Genomic DNA, 17,007 nt, shown 5'->3' with positions numbered 1-17,007 from the left:
ACGGCCCCGCCCCATGGGTGCCCTGGAGAACCCATGCAGACAGTCAATCCTGCCCCCGCCGTCATTGCGGCACGCCGCACCCTGGTGGTCATGGGCGTCAGTGGCTCCGGCAAGAGCGAGATCAGCCAGGCCGTGGCCCGTGAGCTTGTCTGGCGGCATATCGAAGCCGATCAGTTCCATCCCGAGGCAAACGTCGAGCGGATGCGCGCCGGCACTGCCCTCACCGATGACGACCGGATTCACTGGCTGGATGCGCTGATCGTCGAGATGCAGGCCGCGCAGGCCGTGGGAGAGGGCTTCGTGCTCGCCTGTTCGGCGCTCAAACGCAGCTACCGCGAGCGGCTGCGCGCCGCCGTGCCGGGCTTGCAGTTCGCCCATCTGGATATCGATCGGGCTACCGCCTTGCAGCGGGTGGGGGCTCGCCCCGGGCATTTCATGCCGATCTCGCTGGTCGACAGCCAGTTCACCACCCTCGAATCGCCCCGCGACGAACCCCATGTGTTCAGCGTCAGCGCCGCCCAGAGTCGCGCAGAGGTGGTCGAGCAGATCTGTGCCTGGGTGCGCCGCGATGCCACGGGTGGGGAGATCGAAGCGCAGGTGGATCTTTCTGCGCAGCCGTTTGATAGCGCTAACCATGGGCCGCAACTGACTGCCGAACCGATCTACAGCGGCGGGCTGGCGCAGCTGTTCGACCGCCTCACCGACGGCCTGATGGCTGGCTTGATGGCCTTCATGGTGGTCGCCGTATTCATCAACGTCGTGCTGCGCTATGCCTTCGGCACCGGCTGGGCCGGCGTCGAGGAGCTGTCGCGCCTGGCCTTCGTCTGGCTGGTGTTCGTCGGCGTGGCCTCGAGCATGCGCCGCGGCGAACTGATGAGCTTTCGCATGATCCGCGACCGCTTTCCCCATGCCGCCCGCCGTTTGCTCGACTCGGCCAGCTGGCTGCTGGTGATAGTCGCCAGCCTGCTCTCGGCCCTGGGCGCCTGGAGCCAGGTGCAGTACGGCTGGGGCAACCACAGCACGGTGGTCGGTTACCCGGTGGTGCTGGCGATGATCCCGGTGTTGGCCAGCATGGCGGTGCTGGCGCTGTTGGCGCTGGTGCAGCTGGTCAACGTCTGGCGTCGACCACGCGAGCAGGCCGCGGCGCTGGCCAACGTCACGGCCGATTAAGCGATTTTTTCGCGTTGCATTCTTTCCATAACAAGATCGGGCACTGCCCACCGAGGACCCGCTGATGACCGTCGCTGTCTTCCTTGCTTCACTGCTGGGGTTCATGTCCTTCGGCATGCCCATCGCCTTCGCCCTGATTCTCACCGGCGCGGTGCTGATGTGGTATCTGCAGTTCTGGGACGTCCAGCTGCTGGCGCAGAACCTGCTCGCCGGCGCCGACAGCTTTCCGCTGCTGGCCGTGCCCTTCTTTATCCTGGCTGGCGAGTTGATGAACGCCGGCGGCATCTCCAGGCGCATCATCGCCATGGCCCAGGCCTACTTCGGCCATTTGCGCGGCGGCCTCGGCTATGTGGCGATCGCCGCGGCGGTGCTGCTGGCGAGCATGTCCGGCTCGGCCCTGGCCGATACCGCGGCGCTGGCCACCCTGTTGCTGCCGATGATGCGCCAGCGCGGTTATCCGCTGCATGCCTCGGCCGGCCTGGTGGCGGCCGGCGGCATCATCGCGCCGATCATTCCGCCGTCGATGCCCTTCGTGATCTACGGCGTGGTGACCAATACCTCGATCAGTCAGCTGTTCATGGCCGGTCTGGTGCCGGGCCTGATCATGGGCGTCGGCCTGATCTTCGCCTGGACCCTGATCGCCCGCGGCTTCACCGAACCGACCCCGCCCAAGGCGAGCAAGGCCGAACGCCGCCATGTGCTGGTGGATGGCGCCGCGGCGCTGATGCTGCCGGTGATCATCGTCGGCGGCCTGCGCTTCGGCATATTCACCCCGACCGAGGCGGCGGTGGTGGCGGCGGTCTATGCCCTGGCGGTGTCGACCCTGCTCTATCGCGAGCTGAACTGGGCGGCGCTGAGCGAGACCCTGACCCGCGCCAGCCGCACCACCGCCTCGGTGATGTTCCTCTGCGCCGCGGCCACGGTGTCGGCCTATATGGTGACCCTGGCCCAGCTGCCCGAGGAAATCGGCGCCATGCTCGGTCCGCTGCTCGACCATCCGCATCTGCTGATGCTGGCGATCATGCTGCTGATGATCGCGGTGGGCATGGTCCTCGACCTGACCCCGACCATCCTGATCCTGGCGCCGGTGCTGGCGCCTATCGCGGTCAAGGCCGGCATCGATCCGGTGTACTTCGGCGTGATGTTCGTGCTGATCGGTTCCATCGGCCTGATCACCCCGCCGGTGGGCACGGTGCTCAACGTGGTCGGCGGTATCGGCAGGCTGCGCATGGAGATCCTGGTGCGCGGGGTGATGCCGTTCTTCCTCATCTACCTGGGCATAGTCGCGCTGCTGATCGCCTTTCCGGCCATCGTCACGGTGCCGCTGGCATGGTTGCGCTGAATTCGTTGTTTTCCACGCCCGCTGGCACGCCGCCGGGCACCCCCGTTGTACCTTCCACAACAATAAGAGGCACTCGCTGATGAAACGTCCACTGATCACCGTTCTGGCTGCGGCCATGTTGTTCAGCCCGCTGGCCACGCTCACCGCCCAGGCCGATGAAGTCCGTTCGCGGATGATTCGCTTTGGCTACGGGCTCAACGAACAGAGCAACCAAGGCCGGGCGGCCAAGCTGTTCGCCGAGGAAGTCGCCAAGGCCTCCGCAGGCAAATTGAAGATGCGCACCTATGCCGCGGCCAGCCTGGGTTCGGACGACCAGATGCAGAGCGCGCTGATCGGCGGCGCCCAGGAAATGATGGTCGGCTCCACCGCCACCCTGGTCGGCATCACCCAGGAAATGGCGGTGTGGGACACGCCGTTCCTGTTCACCCGCGAGCAGCAGGCCGATGCGGTGCTGGACGGCCCGGTCGGGCGTCAGGTGATGGACAAGCTGGAAGAGAAGGGCCTGGTCGGCCTGGTCTACTGGGAGAACGGTTTCCGCAACATGACCAACAACGTCCGGCCGATCACCAAACTGGAGGATTTCTCCGGGATCAAGCTGCGCGTGATGCCCAACCCGGTGTTCCTCGAGACCTTCAAGCTGATGGGCGCCAACGCCGTGCCGCTGCCGTTCTCCGAGCTGTTCACCGCACTGGAGACCAAGGCGGTGGATGGCCAGGAAAACCCCTTCAACACCATCCTCTCGTCGAAGTTCTTCGAGGTGCAGAAGTACCTGACCGTGACCAACCACGTCTACAGCCCGTGGATCGTCACCGCGTCCAAGCGCTGGTGGGACGGTCTGTCGCAGACCGAGCAGGGCATCATCATGGAGGCGGCGATCAAGGCCCGCGATTTCGAGCGCCAGGACACCCGCGCCGAGGCGGCCAAGGCCCTGGCCCAGCTCAAGGACAACGGCATGCAGGTCAACCAGATCAGCGCCGCCGAGGTTCAGCGCATGCGCGAACGGGCCCAGCCGGCGATCCAGCAGGTGATCGATACGGTCGGCCAGCCGCTGTTCGATCAGGTGCAGGCCGAGCTGGCCAAGGTGCCGGAATAAGGGCCCTGCATGGCGGTCGGCCGGCCGCTGTCGGGCCGACCGCCGCGCCTGCTAGAATCGCCTGCCTTTTCCAGGGAAGTAGCCATGAGTCCACGCCGTCGTCGCTCCGCCGAACGCGTCACCCTGTCCGATGTGGCCAAGGCCGCCGGCTGCTCGCTGATGTCCGCCTCGCGCGCCTTGTCGCAGCCGGAGCGGGTTTCCGATGCGCTGCGCGCGCAGGTCATGCAGGCGGCCAAGGCGCTGGGCTACGTGGCGAATCCGGCGGCGCGGGCGCTGGCCAGTTCCAAATCCAATCTGGTGGCGGTGCTGATCCCGTCGCTGTCCAACTCGGTGTTCGTCGACACCGTCGAGGCGATCCAGCGGGTGTTGATGCCCGCCGGTTTCGAGATGATGATCGGCGTCAGCCACTACCGTCCCGAGGAGGACGAGCGCCTGCTGCGCTCCTACCTGGCGCACCAGCCGGCCGGCCTGTTGCTCACCGGCTTCGAGCGCAGCGACACGGCGCGGGAAATTCTCGGCGGTTGCCGCGGCCCCATCGTCACCATGATGGAGTTGAGCGATGCCGAGGACGAATACTGCGTCGGCTTCTCGCAACTGGATGCCGGCGCGGCCATGACCAACGCATTGATCGAGCGCGGCTACCGGCATATCGCCTTCGCCGCCGCCCAGCTCGACCCGCGCACCCTGCAACGTGCCGAGGGCTATCGACAGTGCATGCGGGCGCACGGGCGTTACAACCCGAGCCTGGAACTGCTCACCCCGGAGCTGTCCTCGATCGGCCTGGGCGCCAATCTGCTCGACCGCCTGCTGGCGCAGCACCCAGAGATAGACGCGGTGTTCTTCAACAACGACGACCTGGCCCTGGGCGCCCTGTTTCGCGCTCGCCAGCTCGATCTGGCGGTGCCACAACGCCTGGCCATCGCCGGCTTCAACGACCTGCCGGCCGCCGCTTGGGTACATCCGGCGCTGACCACGGTGCGCACCATCCGCGGGCGCATCGGCCAACTGGCCGGGGACATGCTGCTGACCCTGATGCGCGGCGAACAGCCGGCCGCGCACTGCATCGACGTGGGGTTTGAACTGGTGCTGCGCGACAGCGCTTGAGGTCAATAGCCATGAAAAAGCCCCGGATCCGGGGCTTTTTCATCGATGCCTTGCCACGCTAACTCGCGGCCTTCTCGAGTTTCTTTTCCTGGGCGATGACGTGCTGGCAGATCTCGATGATCTGCTCGCGCATCCAGCGGTTGGCCGGATCCTGGTCGGTGCTCTCGTGCCAGTACAGGTGGGTTTCCAGGGCCGGTACGTCGCTGACCGGCAGCTCCATGTAATGCAGGTCGTTGCGCCGGGCGAAGCGCTCCGGCACGGTGATGGCCATGTCGGTGCTCTGCAGCACGGTGGAGGCCATCAGGTAATGCTGCGAACGCAGGGCGACCCGGCGCTTCAGGCCCATCTTGCCCAGCGACAGGTCGATATAGCCGAGGCCGCTGCGGCGGCTGGAAATCTGGATGTGGGTCAGCGACAGGTATTCGTCCAGGCTGATCTTGTCCTTGGCCAGCGGGTGGCCCCTGCGCATGGCGCAGACGTAGCGGTCTTCCATCATCTTGACGTGGCGCACCTGGGGGTCGGTGTTGAGCGGCGCATCGACGGCGAAGTCGAGTCGGCCGGCGGCCAGCTCCTTGGTGGTGTCGCGCCGGCGGGCAAGCATGCTTTCGAGGCTGACATTCGGCGCCAGGCGGCGCAGGCGCTGGAACAGGGAGGGCAATACCACCGCCTCGGTGAGGTCGGTCATGCTGATGCGGTAGGTCTTGTTGGCCTGGGCCGGGTTGAAGATGCGGCTTTCCTGCACCGAGATACGCAGTTGCTGCAAGGCGCTGCGCACCGGGCCGATGATGTTCTGCGCCATCGGCGTGGGCACCATGCCCTGGGCGGTGCGCACGAACAAGGGGTCGTTGAAGGTTTCGCGCAGGCGGGCGAGGGCGTTGGACACGGCGGGCTGGGTGATGCCGACGATCTGCCCGGCACGGGTCAGATTGGCCTCGGTGTAGATGGCATCGAAGACGATAAAGAGGTTGAGGTCGACCTTGTTCAGATTCATTCCGCGAGCGCTCCGAGGGTTGTCGGTATTAGTGAATCATATATCGGTGATGAATGTTTATACACGCTGAGAATAGGTTAGATAAATCTTAGGCCCTGTTCTAGCATCATTTTCAGATCGAACACCTCACCAAATCAGCCCGCAGAAGGTAGCTCCCATGGATTTCGCCTACTCCCCCAAGGTTCAGGAACTGCGTGAGCGCGTCAGCGCGTTCATGGAGACCCACGTCTATCCGGCCGAGGCCGTTTTCGAACAGCAGGTCAATCAAGGCGACCGCTGGCAGCCGACCGCGATCATGGAGGAGCTGAAAGCCAAGGCCAAAGCCGAAGGCCTGTGGAACCTGTTCCTGCCGGAGTCGGAACTGGGCGCCGGCCTGACCAACACCGAATACGCGCCACTCGCGGAAATCATGGGCAGCTCGCTGATCGGTGCCGAGCCGTTCAACTGCGCCGCGCCGGACACCGGCAACATGGAAGTGCTGGTGCGCTACGCCAACGAGGCGCAGAAGGAGCAATGGCTCAAGCCGCTGCTGGCCGGCGAGATCCGCTCGGCCTTCGCCATGACCGAGCCGGGCGTGGCCTCATCGGATGCCACCAACATGGAAGCCAGCGCCGTGCGCGAGGGTGACGAGTGGGTGATCAACGGGCGCAAGTGGTGGACCTCCGGCGCCTGCGACCCACGCTGCAAGATCATGATCTTCATGGGCCTGACCAATCCCGACGCGCCGCGCCACCAGCAGCATTCGATGATCCTGGTGCCGATGGACGCCCCCGGGGTGAAGATGCTGCGTCCGCTGCCGGTGTTCGGCTACGACGACGCACCGCATGGCCATGCCGAAGTCTTGTTCGAGAACGTAAGGGTGCCCTACGAGAACGTGCTGCTCGGTGAGGGTCGCGGCTTCGAGATCGCCCAGGGCCGCCTCGGCCCGGGCCGTATCCACCACTGCATGCGCTCGATCGGCATGGCCGAGCGCGCGCTGAAACTGATGTGCCAGCGCTCGATCGAGCGTACCGCCTTCGGCAGGCCGCTGGCACGCCTGGGCGGCAACATCGACCACATCGCCGACTCGCGCATGGAGATCAACATGGCGCGCCTGTTGACCCTGAATGCGGCCTATATGATGGACACCGTCGGCAACAAGATCGCCGCCAGCGAAATCGCCCAGATCAAGGTGGTGGCGCCGAACGTCGCGCTCAAGGTGATCGACCGCGCGATCCAGATCCACGGCGGTGCCGGGGTCTCCAATGACTTCCCGCTGGCCTACTGGTACGCCATGCAGCGCACCCTGCGTCTGGCCGACGGCCCGGACGAAGTGCACCGGGCGGCGATCGGCAAGTTCGAGATCGGCAAATACATGGCGAGGTAACCGCGCTGCCGCGGCCATCGAGGCCGCAACGTCGAAGACAAGGCCCGCCAATCGTGCGGGTCTTGTCGTTGTTGCGGCGCCACTCGGTCTGCGCGCTACGGCCCGTCCCCCTTGCCGTACGGCCGAAGAATGCCTGACATGCAGCGCGGCGCCCCGCCGTCTATAGTTCATCTGCGGTAGCGCAAGCCTGTCGCACTTGGAGCAGATATAGGGCGTGAGGGGGAGGGATGCAGACGCAGCAGCAATCGCCAGTGACGGCTGCCTTGGGGCAGGTGGTGGCTACTTATCTGCCCCACTGTCTGGAGGGGGTGATCGACGCCACCATTCAGGCCTTGAATGAACAGCGTCTGTTGGCACGCAGCAACCAGGAGGCCCAGGCCTGCGAGGATTTTCTGCGCCTGAGCACATCCCTGCGTCAGCGGGCCATCGTCGAAACGGTCAAGACCATCCGTGCCTTGCTGCCAGCCGGCATCATCGCCCAGGCCCAGGCACCGACGGACGCCAGCCAGTGGCAGCTGGTCGATGATGGCGAGGTGGAAGAGATGCTTGAGGCGCGCCGCCTGGTGCGCCAGTTGCGCGAGCCCTTGGGCGTACTGGAGTGGCGCAGTTGTGCCAAGTTGAATTCAGCCGCCGGCGTGCAAGCGAAAGACCGGGAAAGCCCGCTGTCGTTGGAGTTCATGGTGCGCACGTTGCAGGCGCAATTGCACCTGCGCGAGCAGCCGGCCCAGGTCCGCGAGCTGTTCTACACGGCAGCGGCGCAGGTCCTCGCCAGTGACCTCAAGGTCTATTTCGAGCAGGTGGACGAGGTCTTCGAGCGTTTCCAGATAGAGCCGCTTATCGATCCGGTGGTGCTTCCCGTTCAGGAACGCCGCCGCGCGCCGCCCAGCGCAGCACCGGATGCGCCTTACCGGGCAATCGAACACTTGCGTGCAGTAGGCGCGGACTCTGCGGCCGAGGGCGAGCGCGCCGCTGTCGAGGCCGCAGCGGATGCCTCCTTGCTGCAGGCGGCGCTGGGCAAGCTGCAGCAGCTCACCCCGCCTGAGCAAGGCTGGTCGGCGGATACTTTTCTGCAGGAGTTGGGCGCGGCCGGCGCCGTGCTGTCGCCGCGGCAGAGCGCGGACGCCGGGGTGGTGGCCGAGTTGTTCCAGCACATCGAGCAGGAAAGCGCGATTGCCAGCAACGTCAAACCGGCCCTGCGCCGGCTCATGGTGCCGGTCGTTCAGGCCTCCATGCTCGATCCCGCCGCCTTTGCCGACTCCACCCATCCCGTCCGCGCTACCTTGGACAAGATGATGCAGCTCTGTGATTTTTCCGATCCGCCCAACCAGATTCTCGAGGACCGGGTACAGCAGTTGATCGACGGCATCGTCGCCGACTACAGCGGTGACAGCAACGTGTTCATGCGCTGCGACCAGGAGCTTGAGCAACTGCTGGCGGTGCAACGGCGCGCCTACAGCAATAACGCCGATCGCGTGCGCCAGTACATCCGTGGGCGAGATGTGCTCGAGCAAGCCAGGCTGCATGTCGATCATGAACTGTCGAAACTGTTCGGCCGGCAGGCACCGCGGGTACTGCTCGACTGGCTGGACATCGGCTGGCGCGAATTACTGGTCCACGAGCTGATCCGTCAGGGCGAAGAAAGCTTCGAGTGGCTCGATGATCTGGCCGTGTTGCGCCAGCTCAACGGCTGGTTGCAGGCCGACGCGAATTCCTGGGGTTACAGTGCCAGCCGGGTCGAGCGGGCGTTCGAGACCGAGCCGGTGCTGGAGTTGCTGCGCAAGCGCATGGAGAGTTTCCTGCCCGGACAATTCCGCCAAACCCCGGTGCTCAAGCAATTGCACGAGCAACTGGTCGGCGATCAGCCGGTCGAACTGGTCGACTTGCCGTCCCCCGTGGCGACGCAGCCCGCGCCGCGTTACTCGCCTGACCAGCAACGCTGGCGGGAGCGGGTGCAGCAACTCAGCGCCGGCGACTGGTTGGTGACCCCGAATGGTCAGTACCTACAGTTGGTCTGGGCCAATTCGCTCACCGATCACTACATCCTGGTGGACCGCCAGGGTCGCGAAGCCGGTAGCCTCACCAGCGATGAATTGATCGCCAGATTCGCCTCAGGTTGGCTGGGGGCGTCGGCGCCCGAACCGCATGGCGGTGGCGTGATTCAGAAACACCTGGAGGATATCGTCGGCAATCTGTACCGCGATATCGCCCATGCGCGCAGCCACGACGAGCTCACCGGCTTGCTCAATCGCCGCAGTTTCGAGACGGCGATCGCCCAGGCCCTGGCGTCCCAGGAGAAGAATGCCTTCATCTATGGGCATATCGACCAGTTCGGCCTGTTGAATTCCCGTTTAGGCCATGTGGCGGCCGACGCCTATCTCAAGCAGATTGCCGAGTTGCTGGCGGCCCAATTGCCCGAGACGGCGACCTTGGCGCGCATCGGCGGGGCGGATTTCGCCGTGGCCCTGACCCAGCCAGATGAACATCAGGCCGGCCAACTGGCCGAACGCTTGCGGGCCGCTACCGAGGCCAGTGTATTCGAGTGGGAGGGGCGTTCGCACACGGCCACCATGAGTGTGGGGATCGTACTGAAGAGCGAGCGCCACGATGTGATCAATCTGTTTCGCGACCTGCAAACGGCGTGCGCCACCGCGAAGGAGTCGGGGCGCAACTGTGTGCACACCTATACCGATGAGATCGATGGCGTGCACACCGGGCTGATGGCCATAGCCGGGCAGGTGGACGACATCATCGAGCGCGGCGAACTCAGTCTGCGCGTGCAGCAAATTGCCCCTGCGGGCGGGCTGCACGACCAGTTGCCGCATTATGAAGTGTTGTTGGTCATGGAGAATGACGTCACTCTGCTCGACTTCATTACCGCCTCCGAGCGCTATGACCGCATGACCAAGGTCGACCGCTGGGTACTCAAGCGGGTGTTCACCGAGCTGGCGCAACATCCGAACTTCTGGACGCATGCAAGCGGGGTATCGATCAATCTATCCGGCAGCAGCCTGAATGACGACAAGCTGCTGCAGTTCATCGAAACCCTGTTCGAGGATTACCCGGTGCCGCCGGAGCGAATCCGTTTCGAAATCACCGAAACCGCCGCGGTGGCCAACCTGACCAAAACCGCCGACCTGGTGCGTTATCTGCAGCGTCTGGGCTGCACATTCGCCATCGATGACTTTGGCACCGGCTTTTCCTCCTACGAGTACCTCAAGCGGCTGCCCGTGGACTTCGTCAAGATCGATGGCAGTTTCGTCCGGGAGATCGAACGCTCGCCAAGTGATCTGGCGATGGTCAAATCGATCAATGAGATCGCTCATTTGCTCGGCCGCAAAACCATTGCCGAGTACGTCGAAACCGTCGGAATCCGCGAGTGTCTGGCCGAGTTAGGCGTCGACTATGTACAAGGCTACGGCGTCGAGTACCCGCGGCCCTTGGGCGAGTGCCTCAAGGGGTCGAATGAGCGGGCTGGGTGAGGCCTGCGGTGCGTCGTTCAAAAACCGGGTCAGCGCGGCTGACGATCGTCGGGCTCGGATTCGGCGAGCTCGCGTAACCAGAGCAGGCGTTGGTGCAGTTGAGCGGCAAAGGTACGGGCCGCCAGTTCCTTATCGAAGGTTACGCCGCGCGGGCCCATGCGCACTTGCCAGAGCGTGCGGCCCTGGCGCTGTAGATTCTCGATTCGTACATCCATCCAGCACCCTCATGGCAACTTGTTGCGGGTCTTCAGCAGGGACAGCAGCACCCCGCCTGCCAGCAGGCAGAAGGTTACGCCAAGTGAGACCACGGCGGGAATCTTGCCGATGAACCCGTGCAGGAAAATCTTCCCGCCGATAAAGATCAGTACCAACGCCAACGCGTATTTCAGGTAGATGAAGCGGTGCATCAGTGCGGCCAGGGCGAAGTACAGCGCGCGCAAGCCGAGGATCGCGAAGATGTTCGAGGTGTAGACGATAAACGGATCCTGGGTGATGGCAAATACCGCGGGCACACTGTCCACCGCGAAGACCAGATCAGCCAGCTCGATCAGTACCAGCGCCAGCAGCAGCGGGGTGGCGTAGCGCAACAGCTTGCCACTGACCGGGTCGCGCAGGCGCACGAGAAAGCGCCCCTCATGCAGCTCATCGGTGACGCGAATGTGCCGGCGCAAGAATTTCAGCACAGGGTTTTGTGTCAGGTCCGGATGTTGCAGCTCGCGGCTGAACAGCATCTTCACCCCGGTCAGCAGCAGAAAGGCGCCGAATACGTAGAGGACCCAGTCGAAGCGCTGCACCAGCGCCGTGCCCAGACCGATCATGATCGCGCGCAGCACTATGACCCCGAGGATGCCCCAGAACAGCACTCGGTGCTGATAGCGCCGCGGAATAGCGAAGAAACCGAGGATCATCGCCATGACGAACACGTTGTCCATCGACAACGATTGCTCGACCAGAAAGCCGGTATAGAACTCCAGCGCCTTGTTGGCACCCAACTGCCACCAGATCCAGCCGCCGAACAGCAGGCCCGCGCTGAAGTAGCCGCTGTACAGCAGCAGGCTTTCGCGCATTTCGATTTCGTGTTGGTCGCGATGCAGCACGCCGAGGTCGAACACCAGTAGCGCCAGGACAATGGTGATAAAGGCCAGCCAGAACCAGGCAGGCGTGCCAAGAAAGGAGCCGGTAAACAAAGCCTGCAGAGCGTTCATGAGCCCTCCCTGCTATCAGCCTAAGTTGAGAACCAACTTAGTGACTCCGACATCACGGTGAGCAACTCACCGCCAGAGGGGCCCGGTGTCACATGAATCAAGGCTAGAAGCCGTGGCCTTGGGTTGCAAGCGCCTGGCGCAGACGCATGGGCAGAAAGAACGACCGGCACGGGCACTGGCGACTCGATGACAGGCTCGACCTACGCGGCTTAAAAGGTCGACGCCGCTCGCGGTCAAGACCGCTCCACATGCGCATCGCGGCTGGCGTGGGAACGTCGAGACGCGAAGCCGGGTGGCCGCGGCTACGGGTTGGGTGGCGAAGGCCTTTCTGCTAGCCGCCGCTGACCCGCAGGAGGAGCTTTGGCCGCGAACCTTGCGGGAGCGGGTGATGCCCACGACGACCGGCGCCAATGCCGCGTGGTCCTGGGCCTCGGGATCGCGGTCAGTAAACCCAGACCTCGACGCGGCGGTTCTTGATCCGCCCGTCATCGGCGTCGTTGGCGGCCACCGGCAGCTCGTCGCCGAGCCCGCTAATCTGGCGGAAAATCACCCCGTGCCGGGCCAGTTCGCGGCGCACGGCCATGGCCCGCAGCTTGGACAGCAACTTGGCTCTGGCCGGATCGGCCTTGGGGTCGCCGAAACCCACCAGCACCACTTTGCGGTGCTGCTTGTCCTGCGCTGTCAGGTAGGCGAGCAGTCGTTCGAGGTCGCGCTGGGCCTTGTTGTCCAGCACCGCGCTGCCTTGCTGGAAGCGAAAGTTCAGCGACAGGCGCTGCGCCTCACGGGCCAGGGTCTGATAGGTCTCGGGCATGGCGCTGTCCGGGGCGACCTTTATCGCGTGCACGGTCTGGGCGATAAAACCGCTGTGCGCGACGATGGCCTGACCGCGCGGGCTCTGGGCAAAACCGATCAGCGCCTTGGCCCAGGGGGTGGGCGAGTCCGGCGGGTTGTAGAGAAACAGCCGCCGTGACAGGGGGTAGTCCTCGGTGGCGATCAGGGTCGTGCTGGGCAGCATCGCCTGCGACTCGCCGGCGGCGATGGCCACGGCTTTGGCCTGGCGAATGTAGGGCAGGCCGATAAAGCCGATGCCGTGCGGGTCTTGGCTGACCGCATCGGACAGCTGTTCGCTGGACTCGAAGCGTCGCGCGCTGGCCGCCAGGGTTGCGTCGTTGGCACTTAGCACCAGTTCCTTGAAGGTGTCGTAGGTGCCCGAATTGTCATCGCGGGCGTACAGCGTGATAGGTCCGGTTGGGCCGCCCAGTTGCGCCCAGTCCTGCAGCTCGCCAGAGAAGATCTGGGCCAATTGCTCGATGCGCAACGTGCCGAGCGGGTTGCTCGGGTGCAGGATAATGGCCAGGCCATCGATGGCAATGACTTGCTCGGCATCCCGGCTGTGCAGGTCGCCCAGGGCCGCCAGGGCGCTGGCTTCACTGGCCTTGATCGGCCGCGAGGAGGCGGCCAGCTCGGCGCTGCCATCCTGCAAGGCGGTGAAGCCGGTGCCGGAACCATGGGCGGCGACTTCGATGGTCACGCGGCGACCGTCGCTGCGGGTGCCGATGATTTTCTGTTCGTTGTCCGCGGCGCCGGCTTCGATGCGGATCGCGCTCAGGCCCTGTTCTTCGAACAAGCCCCTGACCAGCGCAGGGCCAAGGGTGGCGCCGATGGTGTTGGAACCCTGGATACGCAGGACGCTGCCGTTGTCGGTTGGGATCGGCAGATCGGCAAATACCGACCAGGGCAGGGCATAGCAGATGAAACCGAGCAACAGGCCGGTGCAGGTACTGCTCCAGGTTGACTGATCACAAGCAGGCAGGGCGCGCGACATGCGGTAGGCACCTTGTAAGGGCAATTGAAGATGCCGCGACAATAAGACCAACAGATGACTGGAATATGACAGCGGGGCGTTGGCCCTGCGGTACTGGCGAGGCTGGCGGTGCGGCCGGCGATCCGTTCGGCGGTAGGGCGGCCTCGGAGCGCAGCGACAGCCCGCCAGCTTGATGTGCCGCGCCGGTGAACTAATGGTGCACTGCCTGCGGCGAGTGGCACCCTACGGATTGTGGCTTGCACGAGGGAGTGGGTCGCAGCGTTGGGCTCTGCAGGCGCTTGCAGTAGCCGAGCGTTTTTTCACAACCTCTCAGCTCAGCTCAGCTCCAGCCAGATCGGCGCATGGTCCGAGGGCTTTTCCATGCCGCGTAGCTCGTAGTCGATCCCTGCATCCTTGAAGCGCGATTGCAGAGGCGGCGAGGCCAGGATCACATCGATGCGCAGGCCGCGCTTGGGGTCGTCCTCGAAACCACGGCTACGGTAGTCGAACCAGCTGAAGCGATCGTTCACCGTGGGGTTGAGCTGGCGGAAACTGTCGACCAGGCCCCAGCTCTTCAGGCTGGCCAGCCACTCGCGCTCTTCCGGCAGAAAGCTGCATTTGCCGGTTCTGAGCCAGCGCTTGCGGTTCTCTTCGCCGATGCCGATGTCGCAGTCTTCCGGCGAAATATTGATATCGCCCATCACCACTAGCGCCTGCTCTGGCTGGAACTGGTCGTGCAACAGTTGCTGCAGCTCGGCGTAGAAGCGTTGCTTGGCGGGGAATTTGATCGGGTGGTCGCGGTTTTCGCCTTGCGGGAAATAGCCGTTCATCACGGTCACCGGGTTGCCCTGCGCGTCGGCGAAGGTGCCATAGATAAAGCGGCGCTGGCTGTCCTCGCCATCGTTGGGGAAACCCTTGTGCAACGCCAACGGTTCCTGGCGCGAGAGCAGGGCGACGCCGTAATGGCCTTTCTGGCCGTGGTAGTGCACGTGGTAGCCGAGGTTGCGAATCTCTGCCTCGGGGAATTGCTCGTTGGCGACTTTGGTTTCCTGCAAGCCGATTACGTCCGGCTGGTGTTTCTCGATCAAGGCCGCCAATTGATGTGGGCGCGCACGCAGGCCATTGATATTGAAGGAGACGATCTTCATGGGCGGCAAGTCCTAGGGTCGTTGTAGCAAAGCTCCGATGCTAGCCGATCCGCTGACCTCGCGGCCAGTTCTGGCTGTCACCGGGTTGCGGTGCTAGGGTGGCTACAGGCCAAGTAGATCAAGAAAAGCCAGAGGTCGCACCCTATGCCGAACAGTCCTGCCGAAGTCCGTATGCTTGATAGCGGTTATGCCCGCGAAGCGCGCTCGCTGCTCTACCATGCCTATCGCCATGAGCCGACCTTTTCTTATCTGTTCGAAGCCGAACGCCCTGGTTATGACCAGCGCGTGCGCGCCACCGTACGGGAGTTGGTGCAACAGCACTTCAACGAGGACCTGCCGGCGATTGGTCTGCTTATCGATGACCGCCTGATCGGCATGGCGCTGATCGCGCCCCCGCAGCGGCGTCTGGATATCACCGAGAGCTGGGGCTGGCGCATGCGCATGTTGCTGACCACCGGTTTTCGCTGTACCAAACGCTATCTGGCATACCACGATGCCATCCTCGCCTGCTTGCCGCCCGGGCCTTACCACGTACTGCCCTTGCTTGGCGTTCACCCCGAGTTTCAGGGTCAGCACCTCGGCGAGCAGTTGCTCGAAGCCCTGCACAATTGGTGTGCCGAGGATGCCGGTTCGCTCGGCGTGGTGCTGGACACCGGTAATCCGCATTACCTGAATTTCTATAAGCGCCATGGTTACGAGGAGATCGGCGAAGTGGCGGTTGGCCCGATCATCGAGCACGTGTTTTTCCATCCCAACCCGCAGCAGGCCGTCAAAGCCCGCGCTTGAAGGTATGCTGGCCTGCAGGCTGGCGTTTGGCGTCGGTGGGCTGAATGAAGCCCACCCGTGGGACTGAATTGCGGTAATAAAGCTCGGCGAGAACACTGCCAGGCGCTCTAGGCCGCCGCATGGTACGTGCTAGCATCTTGTGTATGAGAACCTTCCCCACATTTTTCGCCGGATTGGCGCTGCTCCTGCTGAGCGCGTCGGTAGTGGCCGAGGCGCGCCTGGTGGTCAGGGTGCAGCCTGCCAATGCGGCGCTCAAGGAGAACGTGGAAGGCTATATCGGTAGCCTGGGCGAGCGCGACCTTGATGCCTTGCAGCGTTTTCGTCGGGTGGCCGAGGCGCAGGCAGAGAAAGCCGCGCAGGCTCTGGGTTACTACCAGGCGCAGATCGTCAGCGAGGTCAGCGAAGGCGATCCGTTGCGTCTGACTATCCGCATCGTTCCCGGCGAGCCGGTCAGGCTGCGTGAGGTGACCCTGCGCATCGACGGTCCGGCCAATCAACTGGACGAGTTTCGTCTGCCCAGCGCCCCCGGGCTCAAAGCCGGCGCGATACTCAATCACGGTCGTTACGATGCGGCCAAGCGGCAGATCCAGAACCAGGCCTTGCGCTATGGTTTTTTTTCCGGGCGCTTCACCCGTCAGAGCCTGCGTATCGATCCGCGTGCCGGGGTCGCCGACATTGAACTGATCTACGACAGTGGCCCGCGCTTCCTGTTTGGGGCCGTGAGCTTCGAGGGCGATGCACCCTTCGAGGCGCAACTGCTGCAGCGCATGGTGCCGTTCACCGCCGACACGCCCTATGACTCCGAGTTGATCGCCGAGCTGTACCAGGCGCTGCGTTCCAGTGGTTACTTCGAGACGGTGAACGTCGATGCCAACCCGAGCGCCGCCGAGCAGCAGCGGATTCCGGTCAGCGTCCAGTTGCAGACACGCAAGCCGCGCAGCATGGGACTGGGGCTGGGCTATTCCACCGATGTCGGCCCCCGTGGCCGCGCCAACTGGACGCGTCACTGGGCCAATCCGCAGGGCCACAGTTATGGCGCCGAGATGGAGTTGTCGGCGCCGCGGCAGAACGTCGGCCTGTGGTACGACGTGCCCGGTGATCCCCCGCTGACCGACAAGCTGCGCTACGCCGGTGGCTACCAGTACGAAGAGCTGGCCGACACCGACAGCCTCAGCCGCTTGCTGACGGTGGGGCCGGAGTGGCACAGCAAATTGGACAGTGGCTGGCAACGGGTCATCTCGTTGAAGTGGCAGCATGAGCAGTACAAGCTCGGTGACGACTCCGGGGTGAGCACCTTGCTGATGCCCGGCATCAGCTACGCATACCTGCGTAGCGACAATCAGGTCGATCCGAATCATGGCTATCGCCTGCAATTCGATCTGTCGGCGGCCAAGCGCGGCCTGCTCTCCGATGCCGACGTGCTGCACGGCAATGTCCTGCTCAAAGGCTTGACTACCCTGGCGGACAAGCATCGCCTGCTCGGCCGGGTGCAGTTCGGCGGCACCGAGTCCGGTGGTTT

Annotated in this window: 13 protein-coding genes; 8 read left to right on the top strand and 5 right to left on the bottom strand. The window is 64.1% G+C overall.

The window, feature by feature from the left end:
- Positions 1–90 precede the first annotated feature (90 nt).
- From ABZE94_RS12720 to ABZE94_RS12705, 4 genes are all read left to right on the top strand, one after another.
- Positions 91–1,170: a gluconokinase, GntK/IdnK-type gene (locus ABZE94_RS12720; protein ID WP_372875886.1), complete on the top strand. Its 1,080-nt coding sequence runs from the start codon at positions 91–93 to the stop codon at positions 1,168–1,170.
- Positions 1,171–1,234: 64 nt separating this feature from the next.
- Entirely contained in the window at positions 1,235–2,512 is a 1,278-nt protein-coding gene (locus ABZE94_RS12715; RefSeq protein WP_372875885.1) for a TRAP transporter large permease subunit, read from the top strand.
- Positions 2,513–2,591: 79 nt separating this feature from the next.
- The gene (locus ABZE94_RS12710; protein WP_372875884.1) at positions 2,592–3,605 is read left to right on the top strand and encodes a TRAP transporter substrate-binding protein; all 1,014 of its coding nucleotides are present in this window, start codon (positions 2,592–2,594) and stop codon (positions 3,603–3,605) included.
- Between the two features lie 84 nt (positions 3,606–3,689).
- Positions 3,690–4,709 carry a LacI family DNA-binding transcriptional regulator gene (locus ABZE94_RS12705; RefSeq protein ID WP_372875883.1) on the top strand — a complete coding sequence of 340 codons (1,020 nt, stop codon included), beginning with the start codon at positions 3,690–3,692 and terminating at the stop codon, positions 4,707–4,709.
- Between the two features lie 58 nt (positions 4,710–4,767).
- Here the strand turns inward: ABZE94_RS12705 and ABZE94_RS12700 are convergent, their stop codons facing one another.
- Complete coding sequence (locus tag ABZE94_RS12700; protein ID WP_372875882.1) at positions 4,768–5,700, bottom strand: LysR family transcriptional regulator; 933 nt, start codon at positions 5,698–5,700, stop codon at positions 4,768–4,770.
- A 157-nt stretch (positions 5,701–5,857) separates the two neighbouring features.
- Here ABZE94_RS12700 and ABZE94_RS12695 point away from each other — a divergent pair, with 157 nt between their 5' ends.
- Both ABZE94_RS12695 and ABZE94_RS12690 read left to right on the top strand, forming a co-directional pair.
- On the top strand, positions 5,858–7,066 hold the full coding sequence (locus ABZE94_RS12695; protein WP_372875881.1) for an acyl-CoA dehydrogenase: 1,209 nt from the start codon (positions 5,858–5,860) through the stop codon (positions 7,064–7,066).
- Between the two features lie 227 nt (positions 7,067–7,293).
- Complete coding sequence (locus ABZE94_RS12690) at positions 7,294–10,545, top strand: DUF1631 family protein (protein WP_372875880.1); 3,252 nt, start codon at positions 7,294–7,296, stop codon at positions 10,543–10,545.
- Positions 10,546–10,574: 29 nt separating this feature from the next.
- Here ABZE94_RS12690 and ABZE94_RS12685 read toward each other — a convergent pair whose 3' ends face one another.
- From ABZE94_RS12685 to xthA, 4 genes are all read right to left on the bottom strand, one after another.
- Positions 10,575–10,760 (bottom strand): hypothetical protein, encoded by a 186-nt coding sequence (locus ABZE94_RS12685; protein WP_372875879.1) that lies wholly within the window; start codon positions 10,758–10,760, stop codon positions 10,575–10,577.
- Between the two features lie 9 nt (positions 10,761–10,769).
- The gene (locus tag ABZE94_RS12680; RefSeq protein ID WP_372875878.1) at positions 10,770–11,750 is read right to left on the bottom strand and encodes a TerC family protein; all 981 of its coding nucleotides are present in this window, start codon (positions 11,748–11,750) and stop codon (positions 10,770–10,772) included.
- Between the two features lie 442 nt (positions 11,751–12,192).
- Positions 12,193–13,575 carry a substrate-binding domain-containing protein gene (locus ABZE94_RS12675; RefSeq protein ID WP_372875877.1) on the bottom strand — a complete coding sequence of 461 codons (1,383 nt, stop codon included), beginning with the start codon at positions 13,573–13,575 and terminating at the stop codon, positions 12,193–12,195.
- 314 nt (positions 13,576–13,889) lie between these two features.
- Complete coding sequence (xthA, locus tag ABZE94_RS12670; protein WP_372875876.1) at positions 13,890–14,702, bottom strand: exodeoxyribonuclease III; 813 nt, start codon at positions 14,700–14,702, stop codon at positions 13,890–13,892.
- A gap of 144 nt (positions 14,703–14,846) precedes the next feature.
- Here xthA and ABZE94_RS12665 point away from each other — a divergent pair, with 144 nt between their 5' ends.
- Both ABZE94_RS12665 and ABZE94_RS12660 read left to right on the top strand, forming a co-directional pair.
- Positions 14,847–15,488 carry a GNAT family N-acetyltransferase gene (locus tag ABZE94_RS12665; RefSeq protein WP_372875875.1) on the top strand — a complete coding sequence of 214 codons (642 nt, stop codon included), beginning with the start codon at positions 14,847–14,849 and terminating at the stop codon, positions 15,486–15,488.
- A 143-nt stretch (positions 15,489–15,631) separates the two neighbouring features.
- A partial coding sequence (locus tag ABZE94_RS12660; RefSeq protein ID WP_372875874.1) for an autotransporter assembly complex family protein occupies positions 15,632–17,007 on the top strand: 1,376 nt, incomplete at its 3' end.

Origin of the sequence: Pseudomonas sp. (assembly GCF_041601375.1) — a bacterium.
GTDB lineage: Bacteria > Pseudomonadota > Gammaproteobacteria > Pseudomonadales > Pseudomonadaceae > Aquipseudomonas.
Note: the sequence above shows the minus strand (reverse complement) of the source record. Positions and strands in the feature narration are given on the sequence as shown.